Origin of the sequence: Chitinophaga deserti (assembly GCF_003149455.1) — a bacterium.
In the GTDB taxonomy this organism is placed as follows: Bacteria; Bacteroidota; Bacteroidia; order Chitinophagales; family Chitinophagaceae; genus Chitinophaga; species Chitinophaga deserti.
This window is the reverse complement of record NZ_QFFK01000002.1, coordinates 306,077-328,686: the sequence shown is the minus strand read 5'-3', so window position 1 is coordinate 328,686 and position 22,610 is coordinate 306,077. Positions and strand designations below refer to the sequence as shown.

The 22,610-nt window shown below is 50.2% G+C and carries 25 protein-coding genes; 16 read left to right on the top strand and 9 right to left on the bottom strand.

The window, feature by feature from the left end; genetic code table 11:
- The first annotated feature begins 142 nt into the window (after positions 1-142).
- Complete coding sequence (locus tag DEV76_RS05395; protein ID WP_109695888.1) at positions 143-1,117, top strand: KpsF/GutQ family sugar-phosphate isomerase; 975 nt, start codon at positions 143-145, stop codon at positions 1,115-1,117.
- A 3-nt stretch (positions 1,118-1,120) separates the two neighbouring features.
- The gene (locus DEV76_RS05390; RefSeq protein WP_109695886.1) at positions 1,121-2,212 is read left to right on the top strand and encodes a mannose-1-phosphate guanylyltransferase; all 1,092 of its coding nucleotides are present in this window, start codon (positions 1,121-1,123) and stop codon (positions 2,210-2,212) included.
- 68 nt (positions 2,213-2,280) lie between these two features.
- On the opposite strand, the gene DEV76_RS05385 is transcribed toward DEV76_RS05390, so the two are convergent.
- The 3 genes from DEV76_RS05385 to DEV76_RS05375 all read right to left on the bottom strand — a co-directional run bounded on the left by DEV76_RS05385 (position 2,281) and on the right by DEV76_RS05375 (position 5,169).
- Positions 2,281-2,952, bottom strand: coding sequence for a carbonic anhydrase family protein (locus tag DEV76_RS05385; protein ID WP_109695884.1), 672 nt, complete (start codon positions 2,950-2,952; stop codon positions 2,281-2,283).
- A gap of 15 nt (positions 2,953-2,967) precedes the next feature.
- Entirely contained in the window at positions 2,968-4,614 is a 1,647-nt protein-coding gene (locus DEV76_RS05380) for a SulP family inorganic anion transporter (RefSeq protein ID WP_109695882.1), read from the bottom strand.
- Between the two features lie 258 nt (positions 4,615-4,872).
- Complete coding sequence (locus DEV76_RS05375; protein WP_109695880.1) at positions 4,873-5,169, bottom strand: hypothetical protein; 297 nt, start codon at positions 5,167-5,169, stop codon at positions 4,873-4,875.
- 362 nt (positions 5,170-5,531) lie between these two features.
- On the opposite strand from DEV76_RS05375, the gene DEV76_RS05370 reads away from it, so the two are divergent.
- The 4 genes from DEV76_RS05370 to DEV76_RS05355 all read left to right on the top strand — a co-directional run bounded on the left by DEV76_RS05370 (position 5,532) and on the right by DEV76_RS05355 (position 11,010).
- Positions 5,532-5,870, top strand: coding sequence for a PadR family transcriptional regulator (locus tag DEV76_RS05370; RefSeq protein WP_109695878.1), 339 nt, complete (start codon positions 5,532-5,534; stop codon positions 5,868-5,870).
- A 38-nt stretch (positions 5,871-5,908) separates the two neighbouring features.
- Positions 5,909-7,699, top strand: coding sequence for a PspC domain-containing protein (locus tag DEV76_RS05365; RefSeq protein WP_109695876.1), 1,791 nt, complete (start codon positions 5,909-5,911; stop codon positions 7,697-7,699).
- Between the two features lie 170 nt (positions 7,700-7,869).
- Positions 7,870-9,996: a ferrous iron transport protein B gene (feoB, locus tag DEV76_RS05360; protein ID WP_109695874.1), complete on the top strand. Its 2,127-nt coding sequence runs from the start codon at positions 7,870-7,872 to the stop codon at positions 9,994-9,996.
- Between the two features lie 123 nt (positions 9,997-10,119).
- Positions 10,120-11,010 (top strand): M28 family peptidase, encoded by an 891-nt coding sequence (locus DEV76_RS05355; RefSeq protein ID WP_109696674.1) that lies wholly within the window; start codon positions 10,120-10,122, stop codon positions 11,008-11,010.
- A 75-nt stretch (positions 11,011-11,085) separates the two neighbouring features.
- On the opposite strand, the gene DEV76_RS05350 is transcribed toward DEV76_RS05355, so the two are convergent.
- Complete coding sequence (locus tag DEV76_RS05350; RefSeq protein ID WP_109695872.1) at positions 11,086-12,522, bottom strand: S41 family peptidase; 1,437 nt, start codon at positions 12,520-12,522, stop codon at positions 11,086-11,088.
- Positions 12,523-12,635: 113 nt separating this feature from the next.
- Positions 12,636-13,262, bottom strand: a complete 627-nt coding sequence (locus DEV76_RS05345) for a DUF922 domain-containing protein (protein ID WP_109695870.1) — start codon at positions 13,260-13,262, stop codon at positions 12,636-12,638.
- A gap of 120 nt (positions 13,263-13,382) precedes the next feature.
- On the opposite strand from DEV76_RS05345, the gene paaA reads away from it, so the two are divergent.
- The 5 genes from paaA to nadD are packed head-to-tail and all read left to right on the top strand — an operon-like array spanning position 13,383 to position 16,624.
- Complete coding sequence (gene paaA, locus DEV76_RS05340) at positions 13,383-14,381, top strand: 1,2-phenylacetyl-CoA epoxidase subunit PaaA (protein ID WP_109695868.1); 999 nt, start codon at positions 13,383-13,385, stop codon at positions 14,379-14,381.
- A 19-nt stretch (positions 14,382-14,400) separates the two neighbouring features.
- Positions 14,401-14,781 carry a 1,2-phenylacetyl-CoA epoxidase subunit B gene (locus DEV76_RS05335; protein WP_109695866.1) on the top strand — a complete coding sequence of 127 codons (381 nt, stop codon included), beginning with the start codon at positions 14,401-14,403 and terminating at the stop codon, positions 14,779-14,781.
- Positions 14,768-15,532, top strand: a complete 765-nt coding sequence (gene paaC / locus DEV76_RS05330; protein WP_109695864.1) for a 1,2-phenylacetyl-CoA epoxidase subunit PaaC — start codon at positions 14,768-14,770, stop codon at positions 15,530-15,532. Before DEV76_RS05335 ends, paaC begins: the two co-directional genes overlap by 14 nt.
- A gap of 9 nt (positions 15,533-15,541) precedes the next feature.
- The gene (gene paaD / locus DEV76_RS05325) at positions 15,542-16,027 is read left to right on the top strand and encodes a 1,2-phenylacetyl-CoA epoxidase subunit PaaD (RefSeq protein ID WP_109695862.1); all 486 of its coding nucleotides are present in this window, start codon (positions 15,542-15,544) and stop codon (positions 16,025-16,027) included.
- A 27-nt stretch (positions 16,028-16,054) separates the two neighbouring features.
- A complete protein-coding gene (gene nadD / locus DEV76_RS05320; protein ID WP_109696672.1) occupies positions 16,055-16,624 on the top strand; it encodes a nicotinate (nicotinamide) nucleotide adenylyltransferase in 570 nt (189 codons plus the stop codon).
- 8 nt (positions 16,625-16,632) lie between these two features.
- Here the strand turns inward: nadD and DEV76_RS05315 are convergent, their stop codons facing one another.
- Positions 16,633-17,712, bottom strand: coding sequence for an AI-2E family transporter (locus DEV76_RS05315; RefSeq protein WP_109695859.1), 1,080 nt, complete (start codon positions 17,710-17,712; stop codon positions 16,633-16,635).
- 212 nt (positions 17,713-17,924) lie between these two features.
- Here DEV76_RS05315 and DEV76_RS25860 point away from each other — a divergent pair, with 212 nt between their 5' ends.
- Genes DEV76_RS25860 through DEV76_RS05300 form a run of 3 tightly spaced genes read left to right on the top strand, consistent with a single transcriptional unit; the run spans position 17,925 to position 18,940 of the window.
- Entirely contained in the window at positions 17,925-18,119 is a 195-nt protein-coding gene (locus DEV76_RS25860) for a YtxH domain-containing protein (protein ID WP_157962727.1), read from the top strand.
- 27 nt (positions 18,120-18,146) lie between these two features.
- Entirely contained in the window at positions 18,147-18,557 is a 411-nt protein-coding gene (locus DEV76_RS05305; RefSeq protein ID WP_109695855.1) for a hypothetical protein, read from the top strand.
- 17 nt (positions 18,558-18,574) lie between these two features.
- A complete protein-coding gene (locus tag DEV76_RS05300; protein ID WP_109695853.1) occupies positions 18,575-18,940 on the top strand; it encodes a hypothetical protein in 366 nt (121 codons plus the stop codon).
- Here the strand turns inward: DEV76_RS05300 and DEV76_RS05295 are convergent, their stop codons facing one another.
- Entirely contained in the window at positions 18,941-19,966 is a 1,026-nt protein-coding gene (locus tag DEV76_RS05295) for an SPASM domain-containing protein (RefSeq protein ID WP_109695851.1), read from the bottom strand.
- Between the two features lie 121 nt (positions 19,967-20,087).
- Here DEV76_RS05295 and DEV76_RS05290 point away from each other — a divergent pair, with 121 nt between their 5' ends.
- Positions 20,088-20,852, top strand: coding sequence for a glycoside hydrolase family 25 protein (locus DEV76_RS05290; RefSeq protein ID WP_232826882.1), 765 nt, complete (start codon positions 20,088-20,090; stop codon positions 20,850-20,852).
- 9 nt (positions 20,853-20,861) lie between these two features.
- A complete protein-coding gene (locus tag DEV76_RS05285) occupies positions 20,862-21,113 on the top strand; it encodes a hypothetical protein (protein ID WP_109695849.1) in 252 nt (83 codons plus the stop codon).
- A gap of 1 nt (position 21,114) precedes the next feature.
- Here DEV76_RS05285 and DEV76_RS05280 read toward each other — a convergent pair whose 3' ends face one another.
- Positions 21,115-21,669 (bottom strand): CAP domain-containing protein, encoded by a 555-nt coding sequence (locus DEV76_RS05280; RefSeq protein WP_109695847.1) that lies wholly within the window; start codon positions 21,667-21,669, stop codon positions 21,115-21,117.
- A 211-nt stretch (positions 21,670-21,880) separates the two neighbouring features.
- A complete protein-coding gene (locus tag DEV76_RS05275) occupies positions 21,881-22,426 on the bottom strand; it encodes a CAP domain-containing protein (RefSeq protein ID WP_109695845.1) in 546 nt (181 codons plus the stop codon).
- Positions 22,427-22,610 lie beyond the last annotated feature (184 nt).

The following is a 22,610-nucleotide window of genomic DNA, read 5'->3' as shown; positions in this document are numbered from 1 at the left end:
GCGATAATACGCTGCACATAGATGAAATATATTTGACATATAATTTTGGGGGACACGAAATTACTTAAAAAACCCCGTTGTGTCAATATAATTTACAGGATCGCGATGCTTGGTTAAAAAATGATAAATTTGTGTTTGTCGCATGAAACAAAAGGTAACCGTCAATATTCGGGAAACAGGAAAAAGCACGATCAGGCTGGAATCGGCAGCTATCGGAAGCCTGGAACACTACATTAACGAGGATTTCGAGCGTGTGGTGGAGCTGATAGCGGCCTGCACGGGCCGTGTGGTGATAACCGGGATCGGCAAAAGTGCCATTATCGCCCAAAAGATCGTGGCCACCCTTAATTCCACAGGTACCCCTGCCCTGTTTATGCATGCGGCAGATGCCATTCACGGTGATTTAGGCATGATTACGCCTGAAGATGTGGTGGTTTGCATTTCCAAAAGCGGGGAATCTCCCGAAATCAAGGTGCTTGTACCATTGGTCCGCAATTTAGGTAACACCCTGGTTGCCATAGTGGGGAAAACCGACTCCTACCTGGCACAATCGGCACATTTTGTGCTAAATACGTACGTATCGCAGGAGGCCTGCCCCAATAACCTGGCCCCCACTTCCAGCACAACGGCACAAATGGTAATGGGCGACGCGCTGGCCGTTTGCCTCATTGAGATGAAAGGCTTTACCGCAGAAGACTTTGCCCGGTTCCACCCGGGAGGCACCCTCGGCAAAAAGCTCTATCTCAAGGTAGGCGATCTCAGCCGCCAGCACCAGGTGCCTAAAGTGCGCCTTGAAAGCGGGCTTCGCGATGTAATTGTGGAAATCTCCTCCAAAATGCTCGGTGTAACCGGCGTTGTGGATGCAGAAGACCGCCTCCGGGGCATTATTACCGATGGAGACCTTCGGCGGATGCTGGAAAAGAATATGGATGCCGCCGGCGTTACTGCGGCAGACATTATGAGCAGCAACCCGAAAACCATCCAGTACGACGAGCTGGCGGTAAATGCACTGGAAATGATGAGAACGAACGACATCACCCAATTATTGGTCATGAAAGGTGATCAGTATCATGGAATTATACATTTACACGACTTAATCCGAGAAGGAATTATTTAAACGATGACACCGTTGAATAACCATTTTTACGTGGCCATTATGGCCGGAGGAATTGGCAGCCGATTCTGGCCTTATAGCCGCACAGACTATCCGAAACAGTTCCTCGATATCCTGAACACCGGCAAAACGCTTTTGCAGTGGACCTATGAACGGTTTGCCCAGTTTATTCCCGAGGAAAACATTTATGTGGTCACCCATCATCAGTATTCGGATACGGTGGCCAAGCAATTGCCCAACCTTCCTTCGGATAATATTGTGAGCGAGCCTTCGCGGAAAAATACCGCACCCTGTGTGGCATATATTTCCCATAAGATCCACAAGAAAGACCCCAAAGCCAGCATGATCTGCGCACCGGCAGACCATCTGATCATGGATGCCATGTCTTTCACCACAACCTGCCTGAACGCCCTCCTGTTCGCACAGAAACACAGTGCACTTCTCACACTGGGTATTAAACCCACCCGGCCCGACACCGGCTACGGTTACATCCAGTACGAAACTGAGCAGGTGGCAGACAACGTATACAAAGTGAAAACGTTCACGGAAAAGCCCAACCTGGAACTGGCCAAAACCTTCCTGAAAAGTGGTGACTTCCTCTGGAACGCAGGTATTTTCGTCTGGAACGTTAAATCCATACTTCAGGCACTTGCCGCACATCTTCCTGAAATGGATGAGCTGTTTGTGCAGAGCGCCGATACCCTGAATTCTCCCAAAGAGAAGGAGGCAATCGAGCGTATCTACTCCCAGTGCACCAATATTTCCATCGATTACGGAATCATGGAGAAGGCAGATAACGTGTATGTGATCCCCTCCAACTTCGGCTGGAGTGACCTTGGCACATGGGCTTCCGCATACGAGAACCTGGAGAAGGATTATCTCGGGAATGCCGTACAGGGTAAAAACGTGATGGTGATAGATGCAACCAAATGCATGGTAAAAGCGCCCAACGATAAGCTTGTACTGCTGCAGGGGCTGGATGATATGATCGTGATCGATACTAACGATGTGTTACTCATCTGCAAAAAGCAGAACGAGCAGCAGATCAAGGAATATGTTGCCGAAGTGAAGCGCCATAAAGGCGATAAGTTCATGTAGGACTACAAAATATTACAGCATAAAAAAAGCCGGAAGCGACTGCTCTTCCGGCTTTTGACTTTTCAGGGTCAGGCTGTTTTTTCCGCAACTTCTAACGGATGCCCGATCCGTTTGGTGTGCTCATGGAAAGTAACCACGCCAGTTTCGACATCATACATGGCTCCGATAATGCCTACTTCCCCGTTATCGATCATCTCTGCGAGAATGATGCTCTGTTCGAGAATAGCCTGCACCGAACGCTCGGTGTGGATATTTGTAACAGCTTCCACGAAATCGTGGTTTTTGGATGTTCTGTTTTCTGTAATCGTTTTCTCCTGGAAAACCGCGGGGCGGATTTTGCCCAACAGGCCGGTAAGGTTACCCATTTCCACATGGTCGCAGGCGCCTTTGATGGCACCGCAATGGGTATGGCCCAACACTACGATGAATTTAGAACCTGCTACTTTACAGGCGTACTCAAGGCTGCCCAGTACGTTGTCGGATACAACGGCACCTGCAAGGCGGATGCTGAAGATATCTCCGAGGCCCTGATCAAACACCAGCTCTGCGGAAGTGCGGGAATCCATGCAACTAACGATTGCAGCTACCGGCCACTGTCCTTCTTTGGTGTCATTTACCATCTGCAGCAGGTTGCGGTTGAAGCGCAGGTTGCTTACAAAGCGCTCATTACCTTCTTTCAGTATCTGCAGTGCCATTTCCGGCGTTGTATTGCTCTGGGAGAGTTTGTTGTGTGTTCTCATGTTCCGATAATTTTTTTAATTGACTGATAGTTCTTTTAACAATTCTTTGTGCGTGCCCTGTGAGTGGGATACTGCAACAGGTGATTCTTTTTCTCCGTTCAGGAAGAGATGGTCTGTATTGTTTATTTTATACGCTTCTTTAAAACCGCGCAGCACAACTTTGATATGCTTCTGCGGTGCTTTTATCTGGGTAAACTCCCGGATGATATCCAGCACGTCCTGATCGATGTATACCGTTTTAGCGGCATCGATGATAACGGTGCTGTTATCGGGCATTTTATCCAGCGTAAGCAGGATGTTGGCTTTGTTGAGGAAAGACACTTCCTGGGAGAGTTCCAGTACAAACATATCGCCGGTACGGTAATGCTCTTTGCGGAAGAAGTAAGGGCTTTTCATGTTACCCCAGAGGAGGAACAGCACGCTTACACCCAGGCCGATGGCCACACCCATCAGCAGATCGGTAACCACGATCACCACTACGGTAACCAGGAAGGGGATCCACTGATACTTTCCTTTCGCGAACATTTGTTTGAAGACAGTGGGCTTGCAGAGTTTGTAACCCGTAACCAGCAGTACGGCTGCCAGTGTAGCGTACGGGATCATGTTCAGCAATACCGGGATAAGGGCGGCGCACACCAGGAGGAGCATACCGTGTATTACGGTAGCAGCTTTGGTACGGCCGCCGGCGTTGATGTTGGCGGATGAGCGCACAATCACGGAAGTGACAGGCAAACCACCAATGAGACCGCTGATCATATTACCGATACCCTGTGCACGAAGCTCGCGGTTGGGATCGGAATATCTTTTCAGCGGATCCAGTTTGTCAGTAGCCTCGAGGTTCAGCAAGGTCTCGATGGAGGCCACGGTTGCGATGGTTGCCGCAACGATGATCACATCCTTGTCGAGGATCTTGCTGAAATCGGGGAGGCTGAACTGGCCAACGAAGCTGCTGAAAGAGTCAGCAACGGGGAGCGTTACCAGGTGGCTTTGCTCCAGGGCCAGCGTAGAGCCGGAGGCAATGAACAGCGCGTTAAGGCCGATGCCTACCAGCACTGCCACCAGCGGGGCGGGGATGGCTTTCAGTTTCGGAACCTTCTGCCAGTACAACAGGATTAGAATGGAAACCACGGTAATGATAACCGCGCCCAGTTGTATATGATTAATGGTGCTCAGGATGGAGGTAAAAGTATTTTCCCCATCGTGTTGGATGAATGCAAGTTCTCCCTCAGAATGCTTGTCGTACCCGAAAGCATGGGGGATCTGCTTTAAAACGATAATAACACCGATAGCGGTGAGCATACCGGTAATAACATTAGACGGAAAGTAATTGGCGATCAGCCCGGCGCGGATAAAGCCCAGCAGCAGCTGGAAAGCACCGGCCAGTACTACTGCCAGGAGGAATGATTCGAAAGCACCCAGTTTACCGATAGCGGTAAGTACTATGGCAGTAAGGCCTGCCGCAGGGCCGCTTACGCTTAATTGGGAGCCACTGAAAGAACCTACCACGATACCACCAACGATACCCGCGATAAGACCTGAAAATAATGGTGCACCGGATGCCAGGGCAATACCGAGGCAAAGGGGAACCGCAATTAGAAACACCACCAGCCCCGCAGAGAGGTCGCCCTTAATATTGGACATAGCAGGAATTTGCTTGCTCATGTAGCTTTGTTTTTATACGGAGCCTGCATCGCGCGCTCTGGCCGGCCGCAGTCAATCAGGCCATGCCGGAACGATTTGCGCCTGAATAAAGCCTGTTTGCTATAGTTGCCGCATCATGGGTGCCGCCTGCAGTGCGGGGATCATGAAGGGAAACATCGAAACAGCCTTATCCGGCCATGCAGATGCGTCTTCCGTGTCGAGAAATAAAAAAATGAAAAGTCAATGCGCCAATCCCGGAACAGGCGGCGCGAACGGTACTTAAGAAAGCACGTTCGGAGGCGGTGTCTGAATCTCCTGCACAGGGCCGGCAGGGATGTCCTCAAATAAACGGTAGGTGAATGTGGTCAGGAAAAGGGCGGGGTTCATTTCAGTTTCGCCTTCTCCATAACGATGGCAGTTCAGATCACTCGCGAGCTTAATGCCCTTTGAGCCATAACTGCCTTCCACATGTTCTTCCACAATCTGATTATTAAACAGCAGTTTCCCTACTTCCTTAATAGGAAGCACCTGAATGCACATCAGGCCAAAGAGGAAAATACTGATTAACTTTTTCATGAATTGTATAAGACACTTTTTAGTCTCAAGCAAAAGTAACCCAGGAACATCATAAAACATACTTTTCCGGGTCAAAAAAATGTTAAATAACCCTTAAACCCCTATAAATCTGTTACTTATAGTTAATTTTTGAAACTATTACTCATCCCTGGCATTTACCGCTCATCACAAATCATTCCCCTCTCCCTTTTCCCTGAATTCCCATCAAACCCTTTCCTGTATTCAATTACATGCCCAAAGCCGGTAATGTTCTAAACAAGTTATTTTGCATTAAACGGTATTCGGCATTGCACAGTACTAAATTGTTCATATCTTTGTTATGTCAAGCTGAATGATCAGCTTAAAAACAAAGCTCACTTGCCATGAATATAGATAACACACAATCACAGATGAGAAAAGGGGTGCTGGAGTTTTGCATTCTGTCCATCATCAAGCAAGGCGAGGCTTATCCTTCAGACATTATTGAAAAAATGAAAGAAGCGAAGCTGGATATCCTGGAAGGGACTTTATATCCGCTTTTGACACGCCTCAAGAATGCGGAATTTCTCACTTACCGTTGGGTAGAAAGCAGCTCGGGGCCTCCACGCAAGTACTTCTCCATGACAGATAAAGGGGAATCCTTTTATAAAGTACTGGAGGCCACCTGGAACGAACTGGCTAACGCTGTTCACCAGCTCACTCAACCAAATGTAAATCAATAAATTACCATCCACCCAAAACCTAAAAACCAGATTTTGTGATGAAAAAGATTATCAACATAAACCTCTCCAGCCGCCTGATTCCCATCGAGGATTCGGCTTATGAGCTGCTCCGGCTCTACCTGGACAGCCTCAAGCGATACTTCTCGCAGGAAGAGGGAGCCGATGAGATTGTGAGCGATATCGAAAGCCGCATCGCAGAGGTGTTCCAGGATAAGATCCGTAAAGGTGCCCATTGCATCACTGATGAAGATGTGAGCGAGATCAAGGCTTCCATGGGTACTCCTGAGCAATTCAGCGAAGAGCAGCCTGCTGGCGGCAACGCTTCCGCTTCTTCCGGAGCGGGCAAACAGGAAAACCAGCAGTTCAACTACGACCAGTACATCCGCCCCCGTAAACGCTTCTACCGCGATACGGATAATAAAGTGATAGGCGGCGTATGCGCTGGTCTTGCCGCTTACTTCCGCATCGATCCCGTGGTGCTGCGTATCCTCTTCGTCATCACAGCGCTGCTGTGGGGTGGTGGTATCCTTCTTTATCTGATCCTCTGGTTTGCAACGCCTGAAGCGGAAACCACCGCAGAGAAACTGGAAATGCGTGGGGAGAAGGTGGATCTGAATAATATTAAAGCGACCGTTCAGGAAGAAATGAGCACCATCCGTGCCCGCATGGAAAGAATGGGGGACGATATGCGAAATTTTTCTACGGGCCGCGGAAAACAGTTCGGTAGAGATGCCGGATCTGCCATCGAATCATTCTTCCGGGGATTGGCTAACGCCATCGTTTGGCTGGCCAAAGGGTTCTTCCTCTTCTTCGGTTTCGTGATGCTCTTCGTGCTGGTTGCGGGCCTGATCACCGCTGCCTCCTTTTCCGCGGTCCTCCTGCCGATCAAAGACCTCATTTTCGTTGGCGGCACGCAGGCCATGCTCTTCTGGCCGGTTATTGCCCTCCTGATCGGGATTCCCATCCTCGGCCTTATCCTCTTCTTGGTGCGTAAAATCACCGGCAACAGGATGCCGAACAAATATGCCGGCATGACGCTCGGGTTCTTCTGGATACTCGGTATCGTACTCGCCATTACACTCGCGGTTTCATTGTCACGCGATTTCACTACCGGCAACGGTGTTCGGGAAACCATCAGCTTACAGCAGCCCTCCAATGGCCGCCTCATTATATCCCCTGCGGATGATCTGCTGGATATAGAAGAACATAATATCTTCGACCATCTGCATATCACTGACGATACTGCTGTGATCGATCTGATCCATATCAACATGGAAAAGAGCCCGAACGATCAGTTCGGTATGGAGATCACAAAGAGATCCCGCGGCGGCAGCAGCTCCGAAGCGAGGGATCTGGCCCGCCAGATTACCTTCCAGGTTAATCAGAACGATTCCATGCTGTACCTGCCTACCGGCTTCTCCATCCCCCGCCATAATTCAAAATACCGTGGGCAACATGTAGTATTAACGATATATGTTCCCGCTGGTAAGGAGCTGATCATCGACCGCAAGGCTCGCGATCACTACCACATCAACGGGTACCGTTACGGCCGCTGGTGGGATGAAGGGCATAACTGGGATGAAAATGAGCGTATCGATCTGAAAATGAACGATAACGGTAACTGGGAAAGAAGGGAACTGCCCGCAAACCCCGGCACCGAGCGTCACCATCGCGATTCGCTGAACCGTAACTACCGCTACCAGGGCCCGGATGGTAACCAGCCCCCTGCGAAGACGGATACAGTTCCGGTAGCTGCGCCCCTTCCGAAAACAACTGCAGCAGCAAGCTTCATCGGCTTCCTGTTCCGCACGCCAACAGTACTTTCCTAAAAAAGCAATTCGTCACAATAAGTTTAGTTTCTAAAACCTGAGAAACCGCGGTCTTCACCGCGGTTTTACTTTTTAGGCTTACCGCTGGCCCTTTTTTCCCGATCCGATCATTCCCCTCCCTTATTAATTGCTAGTTTTGCATATTCAAAAAACCGGAGGAACAGATAAGGATGAAGGCACCAATCAATATTGCGCTGGTCGGCAACCCGAACAGCGGCAAAAGCTCGCTCTTTAATGCGCTGACAGGATTAAATCAGAAAGTAGGCAACTTCCCCGGCGTTACGGTAGACAAGAAAACCGGCAGCGCCCGCATATCGCCGCAGCTGGAAGCGAATATCATCGACCTGCCCGGCACCTACAGCCTGTACCCTAAAAGTGCAGATGAATACGTGACCTATGATGTGCTCCTTCACCCGGAAGGTCCGGACCGTCCGGATATGATCCTCGTGATAGCCGACGCATCCAACCTCAAACGCAACCTGCTCTTCTGCTCGCAGATCATAGATCTCAAAATGCCCGTAATCATCGGCCTTACCATGATGGATATCGCCAAGAAGAAAGGTATTGAAGTAGACCTGGCCGGGCTGGAGCGTGAACTGGGTGTGCCTGTGGTAGCCATCAATCCCCGTAAGAATAAAGGTCTTCAGCCACTGAAGAAAAATATAGAACTGATCGCGCAGGAAAAATTCAGTTCTCCCGCACGTGAATTCATCGATAATCATCAGCTGGCCCCCGGAGTGATCGACGGGGTGAAAGCGATCTTCCCTGTTTCCAGCGATTATGCCGCGCTTCACGTGGCTGCCAATCACGATGAGCTGCCTTTCATTAATGCCACAAAGCAGCAGGAGCTCCGGAATCTTTTACAGGCACAGCGTTTCAACAAAACCAAAGTGCAGGCAGACGAGATCATGCAACGTTATGCCCGCATCAAACATATCATGAACGGTACGGTTGTGGAAACCGACCCGCTGCAGCAGCAACTCCAGACGGAAAGGATAGATAACATCCTCCTCCACCGTGTCTGGGGATACGTTATCCTGCTGGGTGTGTTGTTCCTCCTCTTCCAAAGCATTTTCTGGCTGGCCTCCTACCCCATGGATCTGATCGAGGCCGGTTTTGGCGCAGTGGGCGGATGGCTTTCCGGCATACTGCCTGAAAACAACTGGAGCGACCTGCTCATTAACGGCGTTATTGCCGGGTTGGGAGGCATCGCCGTGTTCATCCCCCAGATCATGATCCTCTTCGGGCTGATCACCATCCTCGAAGATACAGGGTACATGGCCCGCATCAGTTTCCTTACCGACAGGCTTATGCGCCAGGTAGGCCTCAACGGTAAATCGGTTATGCCGCTGATCAGTGGTGTTGCCTGCGCGGTACCCGCCATCATGGCTGCCCGCAGTATAGAAAACCGGAAGGAGCGCCTCATCACCATCATGATCACCCCGCTCATGAGCTGCTCCGCCAGGTTGCCCATCTATACCATCATGATCGCCCTCGTGATCCCGGATACTCCTGTGCTGGGTATCTTTAACCTGCAGGGGCTTGCCATGATGGCGCTGTACCTGCTGGGTTTTGTGATGGCGTTTATCGTAGCCGCCGTGATGAAGCTGTTTATTAAGATCCGCGAAAAGAGTTATTTCATCATGGAACTGCCCGTATACCGTTCTCCCCGCTGGAAAAACGTAGGCACCACCATGATCGAAAAAGCGAAAATCTTCATCACCGATGCCGGTAAAGTGATCATGGTAATATCAGTAGTACTCTGGTTCCTCGCTTCCTACGGCCCCGCTGGCAGGATGGACGCGGTAAATGAAAAGTACGAACAGGTTCTTGCCAATGAAACCGACAGCGCCCGCATCGAAGATATTAACCACGAAATGCAATCTGCCAAACTGGCTAACAGCTACGCAGGCATCCTCGGCCACGCCATTGAACCGGTAGTGAAACCTCTGGGCTATGATTGGAAAATCGGTATTGCACTCATCACTTCCTTTGCGGCCCGCGAAGTATTCGTAGGTACCATGGCCACCCTTTACAGTGTAGGCGATACAGAAGAAAGCGATGCTACCTTACGGGAGAAAATGGCCGCAGCTAAATGGAGCGATGGCAGGCCGGTTTACAACCTTGCCACCGGACTTTCCCTCATGATCTTTTACGCCTTTGCCATGCAGTGTATGAGTACCCTCGCCATTGTGAAGCGCGAAACCAAAAGCTGGAAGTACCCCATCATCCAGTTCGTGTACATGACCCTCCTGGCCTATGCCTGCAGCTGGGCTGTTTATAACATCTTCATCTAATAATCGTTATTGATCATACAGCAGCCGGCATCCAACAGGATGCCGGCTTTTTTTATACCGCTCCGGCAGCACTGCATATGTTTAGCAGCCGTTATTCGCTACATTTGGGAAAATGCCATCCGGATGAAGACACTTCTGACCCTGATATGCTGCGCTGCCATTACGCAGAGCGCTTTTGCGCAAATAGACTCTTCCCAGCTGCTGAATGATGTGGAAACCCTTAGTGACAATAAGTTTGAAGGACGACAAACGGGCACCAAAGGAAACCGTATGGCGCAATTCTATTTGCTGGACAGGTTCAAAAAAGCGGGGATCAAGCCTATGTCGGGCACGTATGAGCAGCCGTTTTACTTTACCCGTGGAGATGTGCGCACGATGGGCACTAATCTGTATGGTTATATCCCCGGTAAAACCGACAGCGTGATCGTTATTTCCGCCCACTACGATCATATCGGTGTAAACGGCGCGGCTAATAAGGCCGACAGTATTTTCAACGGGGCGGATGATAATGCATCCGGTGTGGCGGCTATTCTTGGTATGGCTGCCTGGTTCGCCAAACACCCTCCCCGCCATACCCTGATATTCGCAGCCTTCGATGCCGAGGAAATGGGTCTGCAGGGCGCCAAAGCCTTCCTGGACAGGCCGCCGGTGCCGCTCACTAAGATGGTGGCAAACATCAACCTCGATATGGTAAGCCGCAACGATAAGAAAGAACTTTATGCCTGCGGTACATTCCATTATCCCCGGCTAAAACCATACATTCAGGCAGCTGCCGCCAAATCGAAGATCATATTGCTTACCGGGCACGACAAGCCTGAGGAAGGCAGCCAGAACTGGACCAGCCAGAGCGACCATGGCGTGTTTCACAGAAAGAATATCCCGTTCATCTACTTCGGTGTGGAAGATCATCCGGATTATCATAAAGCCAGTGATGAGTTTTCCCGTATTCATCCGTCGTTTTTCTATCAGGCGGCCAATACAGTGCTGGAGGTAGTAAGGCTGATGGATAAATAATTAATTCCGCGACAAAATTAATAGCATAAAAAAAGGCGCCGTAACAGGCGCCTTTTTTTATATAAAGTGAGATGATTATTTCCTTGGAAACTGTTCTGTTAGCAAACCGCTGTAAGCTTTAAAGCTACGGCTTGTACCTACTTTTCTCATGATCGTACGGCTGCCGGGAGCATCGGTCTTCGCCATTCTGGCGGGAGCATGACCCAGTATTTTTGTCAAAGCTTTATTGAGCAGGGGCTCGCGGATATCGCCCAGTACACCGAGGTTCAGGGTTTCCACATACTTCTCCTGCGGTGCAAAGCCATTGGAATAATCGCTTTGGTTGAGGGAGTTGAATGCACGGGAAACAATAGGCTGCATACCCCATTTGTTCCTCGGATCGTTTTCCTCATACAATGTGAAGGAGCCGAGGTTCTTCCCTTCCGTAGTATCGCCGATCAGGTACACATTCATGTATGGGCGGAGGCCATTAATGATGAGCTCGCTTGCAGAGGCGGAGCCGGAAGAGGTGAGAATGATGAAACTGGTGAGGTTGTTTCCGATGTTATTAGCTTCTGCGGTAAACTTGCTTATGAAGTAACTTTCTCCGTATTCTGCTTTCAGTGCAGCCTGAAGCGTAGGATTGAAATCGCGGTGGAAGAATTCCTTTGCAGGATCAAGGCCTTTTACGATGTTGCTGCCGAGGTTGATGGTAGAACGGGAATCGCCACCGGGATTGTAGCGGAGGTCCAGCACGAGGTGCTTTACGCCGGCGGCTTTGAAACGGCCGAATACCGCATCTACCTGGTTATCGTAGGACGCTGATTCGTCTCCCTTATCCGGAGCGAAGAAGTTGTACATAAAGTATCCGATCTTCTGACCTTCTATCGTATATACAGAATCGAGGTACACGGGGTTTTCTGCCAGTTCTAATACTGTAAGGGGAACCGCCTTTGCTGCGGTGAGACTGTCTTCCCCTTTGGAATCTTTCACGACTTTGCGGATGCCGAGGGTGTGGTTGGCGCCCAGTTTATCCACGAAGGCGTTTACTTCAGACTGCTTGCCTGTATAGGCAACAGGCTGGCCGTTAACTTCGATGAAAACATCGCCACGCACAATACCTGCAGCGGCAGCAGGACTTCCTTTCTTTACATATTCCACGATTCCCGCGAGGTACGAGGGCTGGTTGCCAACGAGGAAAAGGTCGTATTCCAGACCGCTTTCTTTGCTGACACCGCTCAGGCTGGCCAATAGTTCCTCGAAATTATCCTGGATCCAGGAGTAGCGGTCTTCCGGCTTTTTAAGCAAAGCGCTGAAGAATGCGGGAGGGGTTTGTTTATAATCGGGAGATGCGGGGATGTTGGCAGACCAGTAATACATCTCTTTCATATTCGCGTAAATCCATTCATTCACGTATTTATTCTGTTCGGCGTTCGGGCCTCCGTCTTTTTTATCTTTTTTACAGGCGAGCAGTGTGGTAACCGCTGCTGCACCCACAAGGGCGTACCGGGAGAGCATCTGGAGCATTTTCATGGCTAAGTTGAAGCGTGGTTTAATATAGATTGAAATTAGGCTTTTCCGTTGATAAAACGGGGTTTTCCGTAAGCATTGAAGGTGCGAGCCTCATCCATGGCGCCGGGGCAATTTCAGGGCATTTCCGGGGGCGTAACGCCTTCCTGCCTGAGGGCCTGCCGGATGCGTAATATCCATTTGTTTTCTGCGAGGTCATTAGCCCCATGATGGGCTTCGTCGTCGAATTCGTCCTGAAGGCGGTTCATTTCCCGGAAAGATTCGAGGTATTCATACTGAATGCGGCTGTCGTGATCGTCGATCGTCATGGGCATAGACAGGATTTTCTTCCTAAAGCGCTCAGCCACAAGGCGTGTGATGTCGAAATGCAGCTGTTCGTGGCGGAGGATGTGGCCGGAAGGGGGCATTACACGCGACCAGGAGGCGGGGCGTACCCAGAATACCTGGAGGGTAAGCCTTACTTCCAGGGTGTCCCGGAAGCTGCGGGTGGTACCGTCGAACCCGAAGCTCGTGAAACTTACTGCATCACTACGGCTCCCGGGGCCGGGAGTGCCCCTGAAATCATCAGCAGTAATATGGCCCTGGTGGTAGAAAAGGGTGTCGGACCTCGGGTCTGCAGGACGAAGATCTTCCACGAAAACAACCTTCAGCACCTGCTCCCGCCCTACCGGAAGTAAGCCGGAGGGTGATGCGGGCAAAACTGCACCTGCAGCGGAAAGGAAGATGACGGAAAAGGGGCGCATGTATCCTAAAGTTCGCAAATCAATTTGACCCAAAAAAATCCGGCAAAGCCGCCATGAGAACGGAAATTGGTGGGTTCTGGGGAAAAGCGTAATTTACGTTATACCAAAACAATCACCATTATGTACGGTGGAGGATACATTTTCGACGAACCGAACAAACGGCAGTTGAAGGAAGAACAATTGCACGACGATCCCGTTAAGCTGACTGAATTCGAAGCCCGCATCGCAAGGGGCGAAAAAATCGAACCGGGAGACTGGATGCCTTCTGAATACCGGAGGCAGCTTATCCGCCTCATTGAACAGCATGCGCATTCCGAGATCATCGGCGCTTTGCCCGAAGGTACCTGGATCACCCGGGCGCCGGGCTTTAAACGCAAGCTGGCACTCATCGCAAAAGTACAGGACGAAATCGGCCACGGTCAGCTGCTCTACAATGCTGCCGAAACACTCGGCAAAAGCCGGGAAGCCATGATCAATGACCTGCTGAGCGGTAAATCCAAGTATTCGAATGTTTTCAATTATCCGGCAGAAACCTGGGCGGATGTAACGGTAATCGGCTTCCTCATTGATGCTGCCGCAATCGTGAACCAGGTGGCCAATGCGAAAGGCTCCTACGGCCCGTATTGCCGTGCCCTCGAGCGTATCTGCTATGAGGAAAGCTTTCACCTGAAACAGGGGCACGATGCTTTCATTGAACTGGCAACCGGTACACCTGCACAGAAACAAATGCTGCAGGATGCGCTGAACCGCTGGTGGCAACCCATTATGCACTTCTTTGGCCCTCCCGATAAAACTTCCGTTCACAGCGAAAAGCTGATGCAATGGAAAGTGAAAATGGCCAGTAACGACGATATGCGCAACCAGTTCCTCGACGCTTATGTTCCCAAGATTCGGGAACTGGGGATGACCCTCCCCGATCCGGAACTGAAGAAAGACGAGGCTACCGGTAAGTGGCAGTTCTCGGACCCCGACTGGGATCTTTTCAAGAAAGTAATCAACGGTGGCGGTCCCTGTAACGCAGAACGGCTGAGCGTGCGCCAGTGGGCAGAAGAGCATGGGCGCTGGGTGCGTAAAGCATTAATGACGCCTCAGAAAGTAAACGTAGCCCCTGTAGCCTAATTTTTACAACCGCACAACTATGACCCAACCGTCTTTAGACCCCCGCGTCAACCGCCTCCATCTCCGTGATTCCGGTGAGCCTGTAGAAGTGCAGGAAGGCGAAAACTGGAACTCTTTCGAAGTATTCCATCAGGAAAAACGCGGTGCCCATCACGAGCATGTAGGTTGCGTGCATGCACCTAATGCCCAATTGGCACTCGTATTTGCCAAGGAACAGTTTGCCCGCCGCAAAAAATGCGTCAACCTCTGGGTAGTACGCAGTGCCGACATCCTCGCTTTCAATGCCGAAGATGAAGACATGTTCGCCAACAATGCAGAAAAGACTTACCGCGATGCCAGCGGATTTAAAGTGATGGAAAAAATCAACCAGTTCAAAAAATCCACGAATGACAAAAAATGATGCCCTCGCCCGGTTGCTGACTTCCATGGCCGATGATGCCCTCATCCAGGGGCACCGCAATTCGGAATGGACCGGCCTCGGTCCCATCATGGAAGAAGACATTGCCTTCTCCTCCATGGCGCAGGATAAGATAGGCCACGCCTGGGCGCTGTACAGAATATTACAGGAAGATCTGGGTGGTCAGGATCCTGATACCTTCGCCTTCCTCCGAAACGAAAAAGATTACCGCAGCTGCCACTTCGTGGAACTCCCCAACGGAGAATACGACTTCAGCCTCATGCGCCACTTCCTGTTCGACCATGCTGAGACCATCCGGTATCAGCAACTGCGCAACAGCTCCTTTGCACCGCTTCGCCCGCTGGCCGAAAAGCTTAAAGGAGAAATCAAATACCATACGCTCCACGCCAATGCCTGGATCACCCAGCTTTGCCGCGCCGGTGAAGAAAGCTATGCACGTATGCAGACGGCGCTTAACATCTGCTTCCCGCTTGCGCTGGGTATTTTCGAACCCGATAATGAGGCCGGAGAGATATTAACTGCCGAAGGGATCTACCCCGGCGAAGCAATATTAAAAGAGCAGTGGCTCGACAGGGTGTATAACCTTTGTGCAGCCGCAGGGCTTAACCTGCCTGCCGAAGATGCCGTGACACCGGTTTATGGCGGCCGGAAAGGATATCATACTGAATACCTGCAGCCGCTGCTGGAAGAAATGGGTGCCGTTTTCCGGATGGACCCGCAGGCCACCTGGTAATTACCCACCATGAACATCAAAGAATCTGATATTTACAAAGCACTAGAACTGGTGATGGACCCGGAAATTCCGGTATTGTCCGTCATAGATCTGGGCATGATCACCGGCGTTAGTCTGGAGGAGGAAGGGGTACACGTTAAAATGATCCCTACCTTCTCCGCCTGCCCGGCCGTAGATTATATTAAGCAGAACATCCGCACAGCGCTGGAAAAGGAACTGGATACGAAAGTGACGGTGGAAATAGACCGGGAAGCTACGTGGAACAGCAACCGCATGTCGGCCGGCGCGCATGAAAAGCTGAAGAAATTCGGGATTGCTCCCCCGCAGCTGCAGCAGGGAGAAGAGCGTGCAGAGATAGAGCTGCATACCGCCTGCCCGCATTGCAACAGTGATAATACTTACCTCCGGTCTCCGTTCGGGTCTACCTTATGCAGGGCTATTCACTATTGCCGCAATTGCGGATATGTGTTCGAGCATTTCAAACCCCTCGGGTAAAATGGCATTTTCTTGTATATTGCCGGTATGAAAATCGGTTTATACTTTGGGTCCTTCAACCCCGTGCACACCGGCCACATGATCATCGCCAACTTTATGGCGTACAATACTGACCTCGATAAGGTTTGGCTTATCGTATCGCCGCACAACCCGCTGAAGGAGTCCGCCTCTTTACTGAACGAGCATCACCGCCTGCACCTGACAGAAGTGGCGGTGGCCGACGAGCCGAAGCTCCGCGTCAGCAATATCGAGTTCTCACTTCCCAGGCCTTCATTTACCATCGATACCCTCACTTATCTCACCGAAAAGTTCCCCACGCAGCAATTTGCCGTGATCATGGGGAGCGACAGCTTCCAGAACATCCCCCGGTGGAAGAACTACCGGCAGCTGCTGGATAACTACGAGATATATATCTATAACCGCCCGGAACACCCGGTTACCGACACCTTCGGCGCCAACTGCAAAATTGTGGACGCTCCATTGCTCGATCTTTCGAGCAGCCGCATCCGCCAGTGGCTTAAAGAAGGAAAAAGCGTCCGGTACATGGTGCCGGACGCTGTGTGGAAATATATCCAGGAGAATAGTTACTATAAATAACCGGGAGCTTACTCGCCCTTTTCTTTCTTCATCACTTTCTCTTTGGTGGGGTGTGTTTTCACCACTTTGACCTCGCGCTTCTTCACTAGATACTCGTTGGAGTAAATACGGATGAGTACGATAAAGAGGGAGATGAGCAAAGGCCCGAAGATAAGGCCTACGAAACCAAACAGGCTCACACCAATGATTACCCCGAAGATGGTGATGAGCGGGTGCACATCTCCGATCTTTTTGGCCAGCATCATACGGAAAAGGTTATCGCAGGTACCTACCACTCCGAATCCGTAAACCAACACCGCGATACCCTGCCAGGTGCTGCCTATAGCGAGGAGATAAATCCCCATGGGTACATACACCGCGGCAGCACCGATCACCGGCAGCATAGCCGTGAAGCTGGTTACCACGAACCAGAATACCGGTTCAGGAACCCCGAAAAGTAAATATCCCACCAGTGAAACCACGCCCTGGATGAGGGCGATCAGCGGAATGCCGATGGCGTTGCTTACCACCATATTCTTCACCTCACTGGCCAGGAGCTCCACATTCTCATCTTTCAGGGGAATGTATTCATACAGCGCTTCTTCCATTTCGCGGGCGTTCACCAGCATAAAATAAAGAATGAAGTACATGATGGCCACAGCCGTGAGGGTGTTAAACGTGGCACCGAGGAATCCTGGCAGCACATTGGTGATATATTCCTGCAATTTGGCCAGCCGCCCCTCGGCCATTATGTTGATCCCGGTGGCACTTTTCAACTGTTCATTCATGCCTTTCATCCCGTCTATCAGTTCGGAAGAGTGGCTGATGGCCCAGCCTACCTTGGAGGTAAGCATGTTAACCAGCAGGCCTATGGGGAGGAGGAAAACCAGGAACGATAGTATCATGATAACCGTAGCAGCCCACGGCCTTTTCCATTTACGGGATTCCACCAGGCGGAACATCCATCTGCGGGAAAGGATATAAAGGGTTAAAGCCCCCAGGAAACCGGGGAAAAATGCATACAGTTCCTTAAAAAGGATAATGCCCAGGAAGGCAATGATCAACAGGAAAACGATCTGTTTAAGCCGGTCGTTGTCGATGTAACTCATATATTAAGGGGGTGTTATTCAAACCTACGGCATTTTAACAGTTCTGCAAAGTGCTGTTGCCGGAGGGTGTAATGCAAGAATAATGCTGATTTAACCAATTGGCCCGGCAGGTGAACAATTATGGAACAAATTTTGTAACCATTATGCAACATGGAGTGCTGGTAACCCAACTCCAGAAAACCCAATTCTTTCACTTTAAAAACGCGTATACCATGAGCAGAAATTCAAAAGCAGTCGTTTCTTTTATTGTGGGCGCCGCTGTAGGCGTGGCCGTTGGTTATTTCCTCAATTCCGACAAAAAGGACGAACTTGTAGGTAAGCTGAAGTATCAGGCCGATAAACTGAAAGACAAGTTCCGCAGCAAGAAGCAACAGCTCGAAGATGCGATCGAAAACGAATTAACCTGAGGCCTCAGCGCTTAAAAAAATCATTGCATGGAAGATAACTTTTCCAATTACTTTTCGGAAACCGGCAAGGTAGCCAGGGAATACCTGGAAACCCGGCTGGACATTATCAAATTGCAGGCCGCAGGAAAGCTGTCGAAAGCGATGGGATTATTCTTTTCGCTGATCATGGCTTTCCTGCTGTTTTTCTTTGTTGTGGTATTTCTCGGTATGGTACTGGGATTCTGGATCGGAGAAAGATCCGGCAGTATGACCCTCGGCTTTTCGTGTGCCGCTGGCGTATTTGTGCTGCTTTTCGTAGTACTCCTCATTGGCCGTAAATCCCTTATCCAGCGCCCGCTTGCCAATATGCTCGCTTCAGAACTGGTTGAAGAGATCGAAGAAATGGAAGAGCGTGCCGAAGAAAAAAAAGAAGCAAGAAAACAGGCTGCGAATGACTAAACATTACTCCCTCCCCCATGGCGAAAGTTAAGATCAAAGACATCGATATGCTCGACAGAGAGGTGGAACGCCTCCAGCGCAAGCGCCTCAGGCTCGAAGATGAGCTGGGCCAGCGTGTAGACCATCTGAAGGGTAATTACCGCTCCATGGCCATGAACTCCGTAATGCCGGGTATCGCCAACAGTGGCGTTCTTGGCCTTGTAGGAGGCATAGCCAAAACTGCCTTTAAATCCGGAGCCGGTAAATCGGTGCTGAACAGCATGATCATCGGTGCCCTCGAATTCCTCGGGGTAAAACTGGGCATGAAGCTGGTCAATAATTTCCGGAACAGGCGGCACCGGAAAAAAAGAAACGGGGCAGAACCCGAAGCCGATGGGGAATAATTACCCCCATACCTGAGTTCCCTCACTACAATTCGCGCAGATATCAATATGCTTCCTGCCCTTTATCAGCTGGGTGCGGAAGTTTACGTATTGCTCGTTGTGCCAGAGGGTCTTGAAGTTACTCTGCTTCAGGTCACCTAACCGGTGTGTAGCATCTTTATCGAAACAGCAAGGTACCACCAGCCCGTCCCATGTAATAACGGGCGAATGCCAGAGGCGCCAGCAATGGTTCTCCATCTTGTTCTTGATAGAATACGTACCGTCGTCGTTCTTATGATAGCGGGAATACTTGTCGATCGTTGGGATCAGGCGGTTGCCTTCTTCATAATCATATACCTGCGCGGTTTTAAACCGCACTTCATCCACCCCTACTTCTGCAGCCAGACGCTTCACATCTTCTATCTGGTGCTCATTAGGCTTCACTACCAGGAACTGGAAGAACACAAAAGGCTTCTTCGAATTCAGTTCCTTTTTCCATTTAACGATATTCTTCGCTCCGGCAATCACTTTATCGAGATGGCCGCCCACACGGTATTGCGTGTATACATCCTGGGTAGTACCGTCGATAGAAATAATCAGTCTGTCCAGCCCGCTTTCCACCGTTTTCTTAGCATTAGCATCTGTAAGGTAATGGGCGTTGGTAGACGTGGCGGTGTATATACCCTTTGAGGAAGCATATTTCACCATGTCGAGGAAGGAGGTATTGAGGTATGGCTCACCCTGGAAATAGAAGATGAGGTACATGAGATCTTTGTGAAGCTCATCGATCGTTTGCCGGAAAAACTGATTATCGAGCATACCCGTTGGGCGGGTAAAGGCTCTTAAGCCACTCGGGCATTCCGGACAGCGGAGGTTGCACGAAGTGGTGGGCTCGAAGGATATTGAAATGGGATAGCCCCATTGAATGGGCTTCTTCCGCATTTTGCTGTAATAAAAACTGCCCAGTACTTTACCTGCGTTCCATGCCCTGTGGAATGTGAACTTAGAGAGGAAATTGAGCGCGTCGTCGATATTCGGTTTCGGCATATTGTGGCCTGTTTGGCCGATAAAAATACAACAACAAAGCCGGCTTTCGTGCAAGCTTGCGAAAATTGCCCTATACTTGCTCCTGATTTTTCAAAGGACAACCGATAGAATATCCCAAACAGTGGCTAAAAAGAACCGGAAACGCCTCCGCGCGTTATTCCTGATCATATTATTGCTGGTGCTGGCAGGAACGGGCATATGGTGGCTTTTGCGGCAGCAGGCCCCCACCGAATTTGTACGCTACGAAGAATTCGGGATAGATATTCCGGTCAATTATTCCGTGCACGGTATCGATATCTCCAAGTTCCAGGGGAATGTGAACTGGCGTGCGGTAAAGCAGATGGAAGTGGATAATATCAAAATATCCTTCGCATTCATCAAGGCAACCGAAGGCATCACCCGCCAGGATGCCACTTTTCGCCGTAACTGGGATAAAGCCCGCGATGCGGGTATCATCCGTGGCGCTTATCATTTCTTCTACTCCACCCGCGACCCCCTCAAGCAGGTAATCAATTTTAAGAACGTAGTACAGCTGGAACCGGGTGATCTGCCACCCGTGCTGGATATTGAAGTACACAACAATCAGCCACCTGCTGTTATCCGCAGCACGGCACGCATCTGGCTCGAGGAAATGGAAAAAGCTTACGGCGTAAAGCCCATTATCTATACCAATATCCACTTCTACGAAACGTATCTGGGAAAAGAATTTGATGATTACCCGCTTTGGGTGGCACATTATTATCAGAAAGAGAAGCCCCGCAGTGCGCGGAACTGGGTATTCTGGCAGCATTCCGATATTGGAAGGGTCAACGGTATCCGGACTATGGTGGACTTTAACGTGTTCCGGGGCGATAGTGCCGCGCTGCGTAAACTATGTATTCCGTAACTTTAGTATATGGACGACGATTCCCGTAATCAATTCGACTGGCAGCTGATGATGTTCTTCATCAGGATCGTCCGCACTGTGTTCATCGGCATGTTCTGGCTGATGTTCAACATCTTTTTCGGCCTTTATCTGGGCTATGCTGTTCCGGAAACCTCCACTCCATTGCTGATGGGCATCTTCTACACCTGGCTGGTACTAAGCGCAGTGGGCTTTGTGTACCTGCTGTGGCGGATGTGGCGGAAAAAGATGCCGCCTCCATGAGTTACTGACGTGCAGCAGGTGCGGCAAATACCTGCGTCCAGAGGTTAGCTGTACGGCCAACGCCCATTTCCCGGAAGTTGGGACTCATGAGATTTTTACAGTGGCCCGGACTGTTGAGCCATCCTTTCACAACATCTGCTTCAGACTGCGGGCCTGAGGCAATATTTTCTCCCCACCAGTTATAGTTGTATCCGGCAGCGGTAATACGTTGTGAAGGCGTAGTGCCTGCGGGTGTATTGTGCGAAAAATACTTTCTGTCGGCCATGTCTTTACTATGGCGTGCGGCGGCAAGCTCGAGGAGCGTATTCCATGTAAGCGGCGATACGGCAGGCATCCAGGTGTCTCCACACTGGCAGCCTTTGGCGCGCGCATTATTGACGAGCTGCAGCACGGCATCTTTATTAGCCTGATTCTCTACAATGATGACTGTTGGCGGATCGGAAGGTGCTCCGGTATCCGGGGCATCAGGCTCCACAGCCACATCTTTTGAACAGGCAGTCAGCAGCATACATACGCTGACAAATACAGGTATAAAACGAACCAGTTTCGGTAACATAATCCCAGTGTTTGAATTTTCAGGTACTGGGTCTTTGATAGGAGGAGGTTAAGCACGTTGGCTTTTCAGAGGAAAGGGCTAAAACAAATCAGGACTCAAAAGTAAGTCCTTACCCTGAAATTCAAACGGGGGGATTGCAAAAAATATGTTAACGAAATTAATAAATTAATAATCAGTTCGCTATGATGGTTTTGCTATATGTGATGCCTTGTTATTTTCCTTTAGGAGCAGCCAGTTCCTGGCTCCAGAAGTTGCCAACTTTGGCTACACCCATTTCAGTAAAGCGCGGGTTCATTAAAACCTTGCAATGCACCACACTGCCAAACCAGCCTGCCACAACGGTTTTCTCTGTAAGCTTTCCCAGCGCAATGTTTTCGCCCCAGGCGGCCCATTTATAACCCATACTGGAGATGCGGAAGCCTGCCATCTGGCCTTCACGATCCTGGTGACTGAAGTAATTAAAGTCCTTCATGTCTTTACTATGCAGGTACGCAGCCCGCTCCAGGGAACGGTTCCAGAAGATCGGAGGTGCTGGTGCCATGAATGTATCGCCACACTGGCAGCCTTTTGAACGCACGTCGTTCACGAGGCTTAGCAGCAAAGCGGCATCTACAGGATTGTTCATGGCGAATGTGGTGTCTTTAACTGGTACCGGTGGCGGTGGTGTAATCTGTTCCAATGGTTCCTTCGTACATGCTGCCGCCAACAGGCACAGCAACAATACTCCCGCATATGCAGGACGCTTGTGTCTTGACATTATCTGATAATGGTTTAATGCGTTAAAAAATGCTGGCTTTTCGGGGAACCGGTCAAAAAAGTTGGCTTCTCGGGAAGTGGTCAAAAATTACCACGCAGGGATCCGGTTAATGGGTAGGTGTGAATCCTGTGTCAATAGTGTGACGCAAAGGTAAAACCGTTCACCCTTTTTTCAACTATTTACT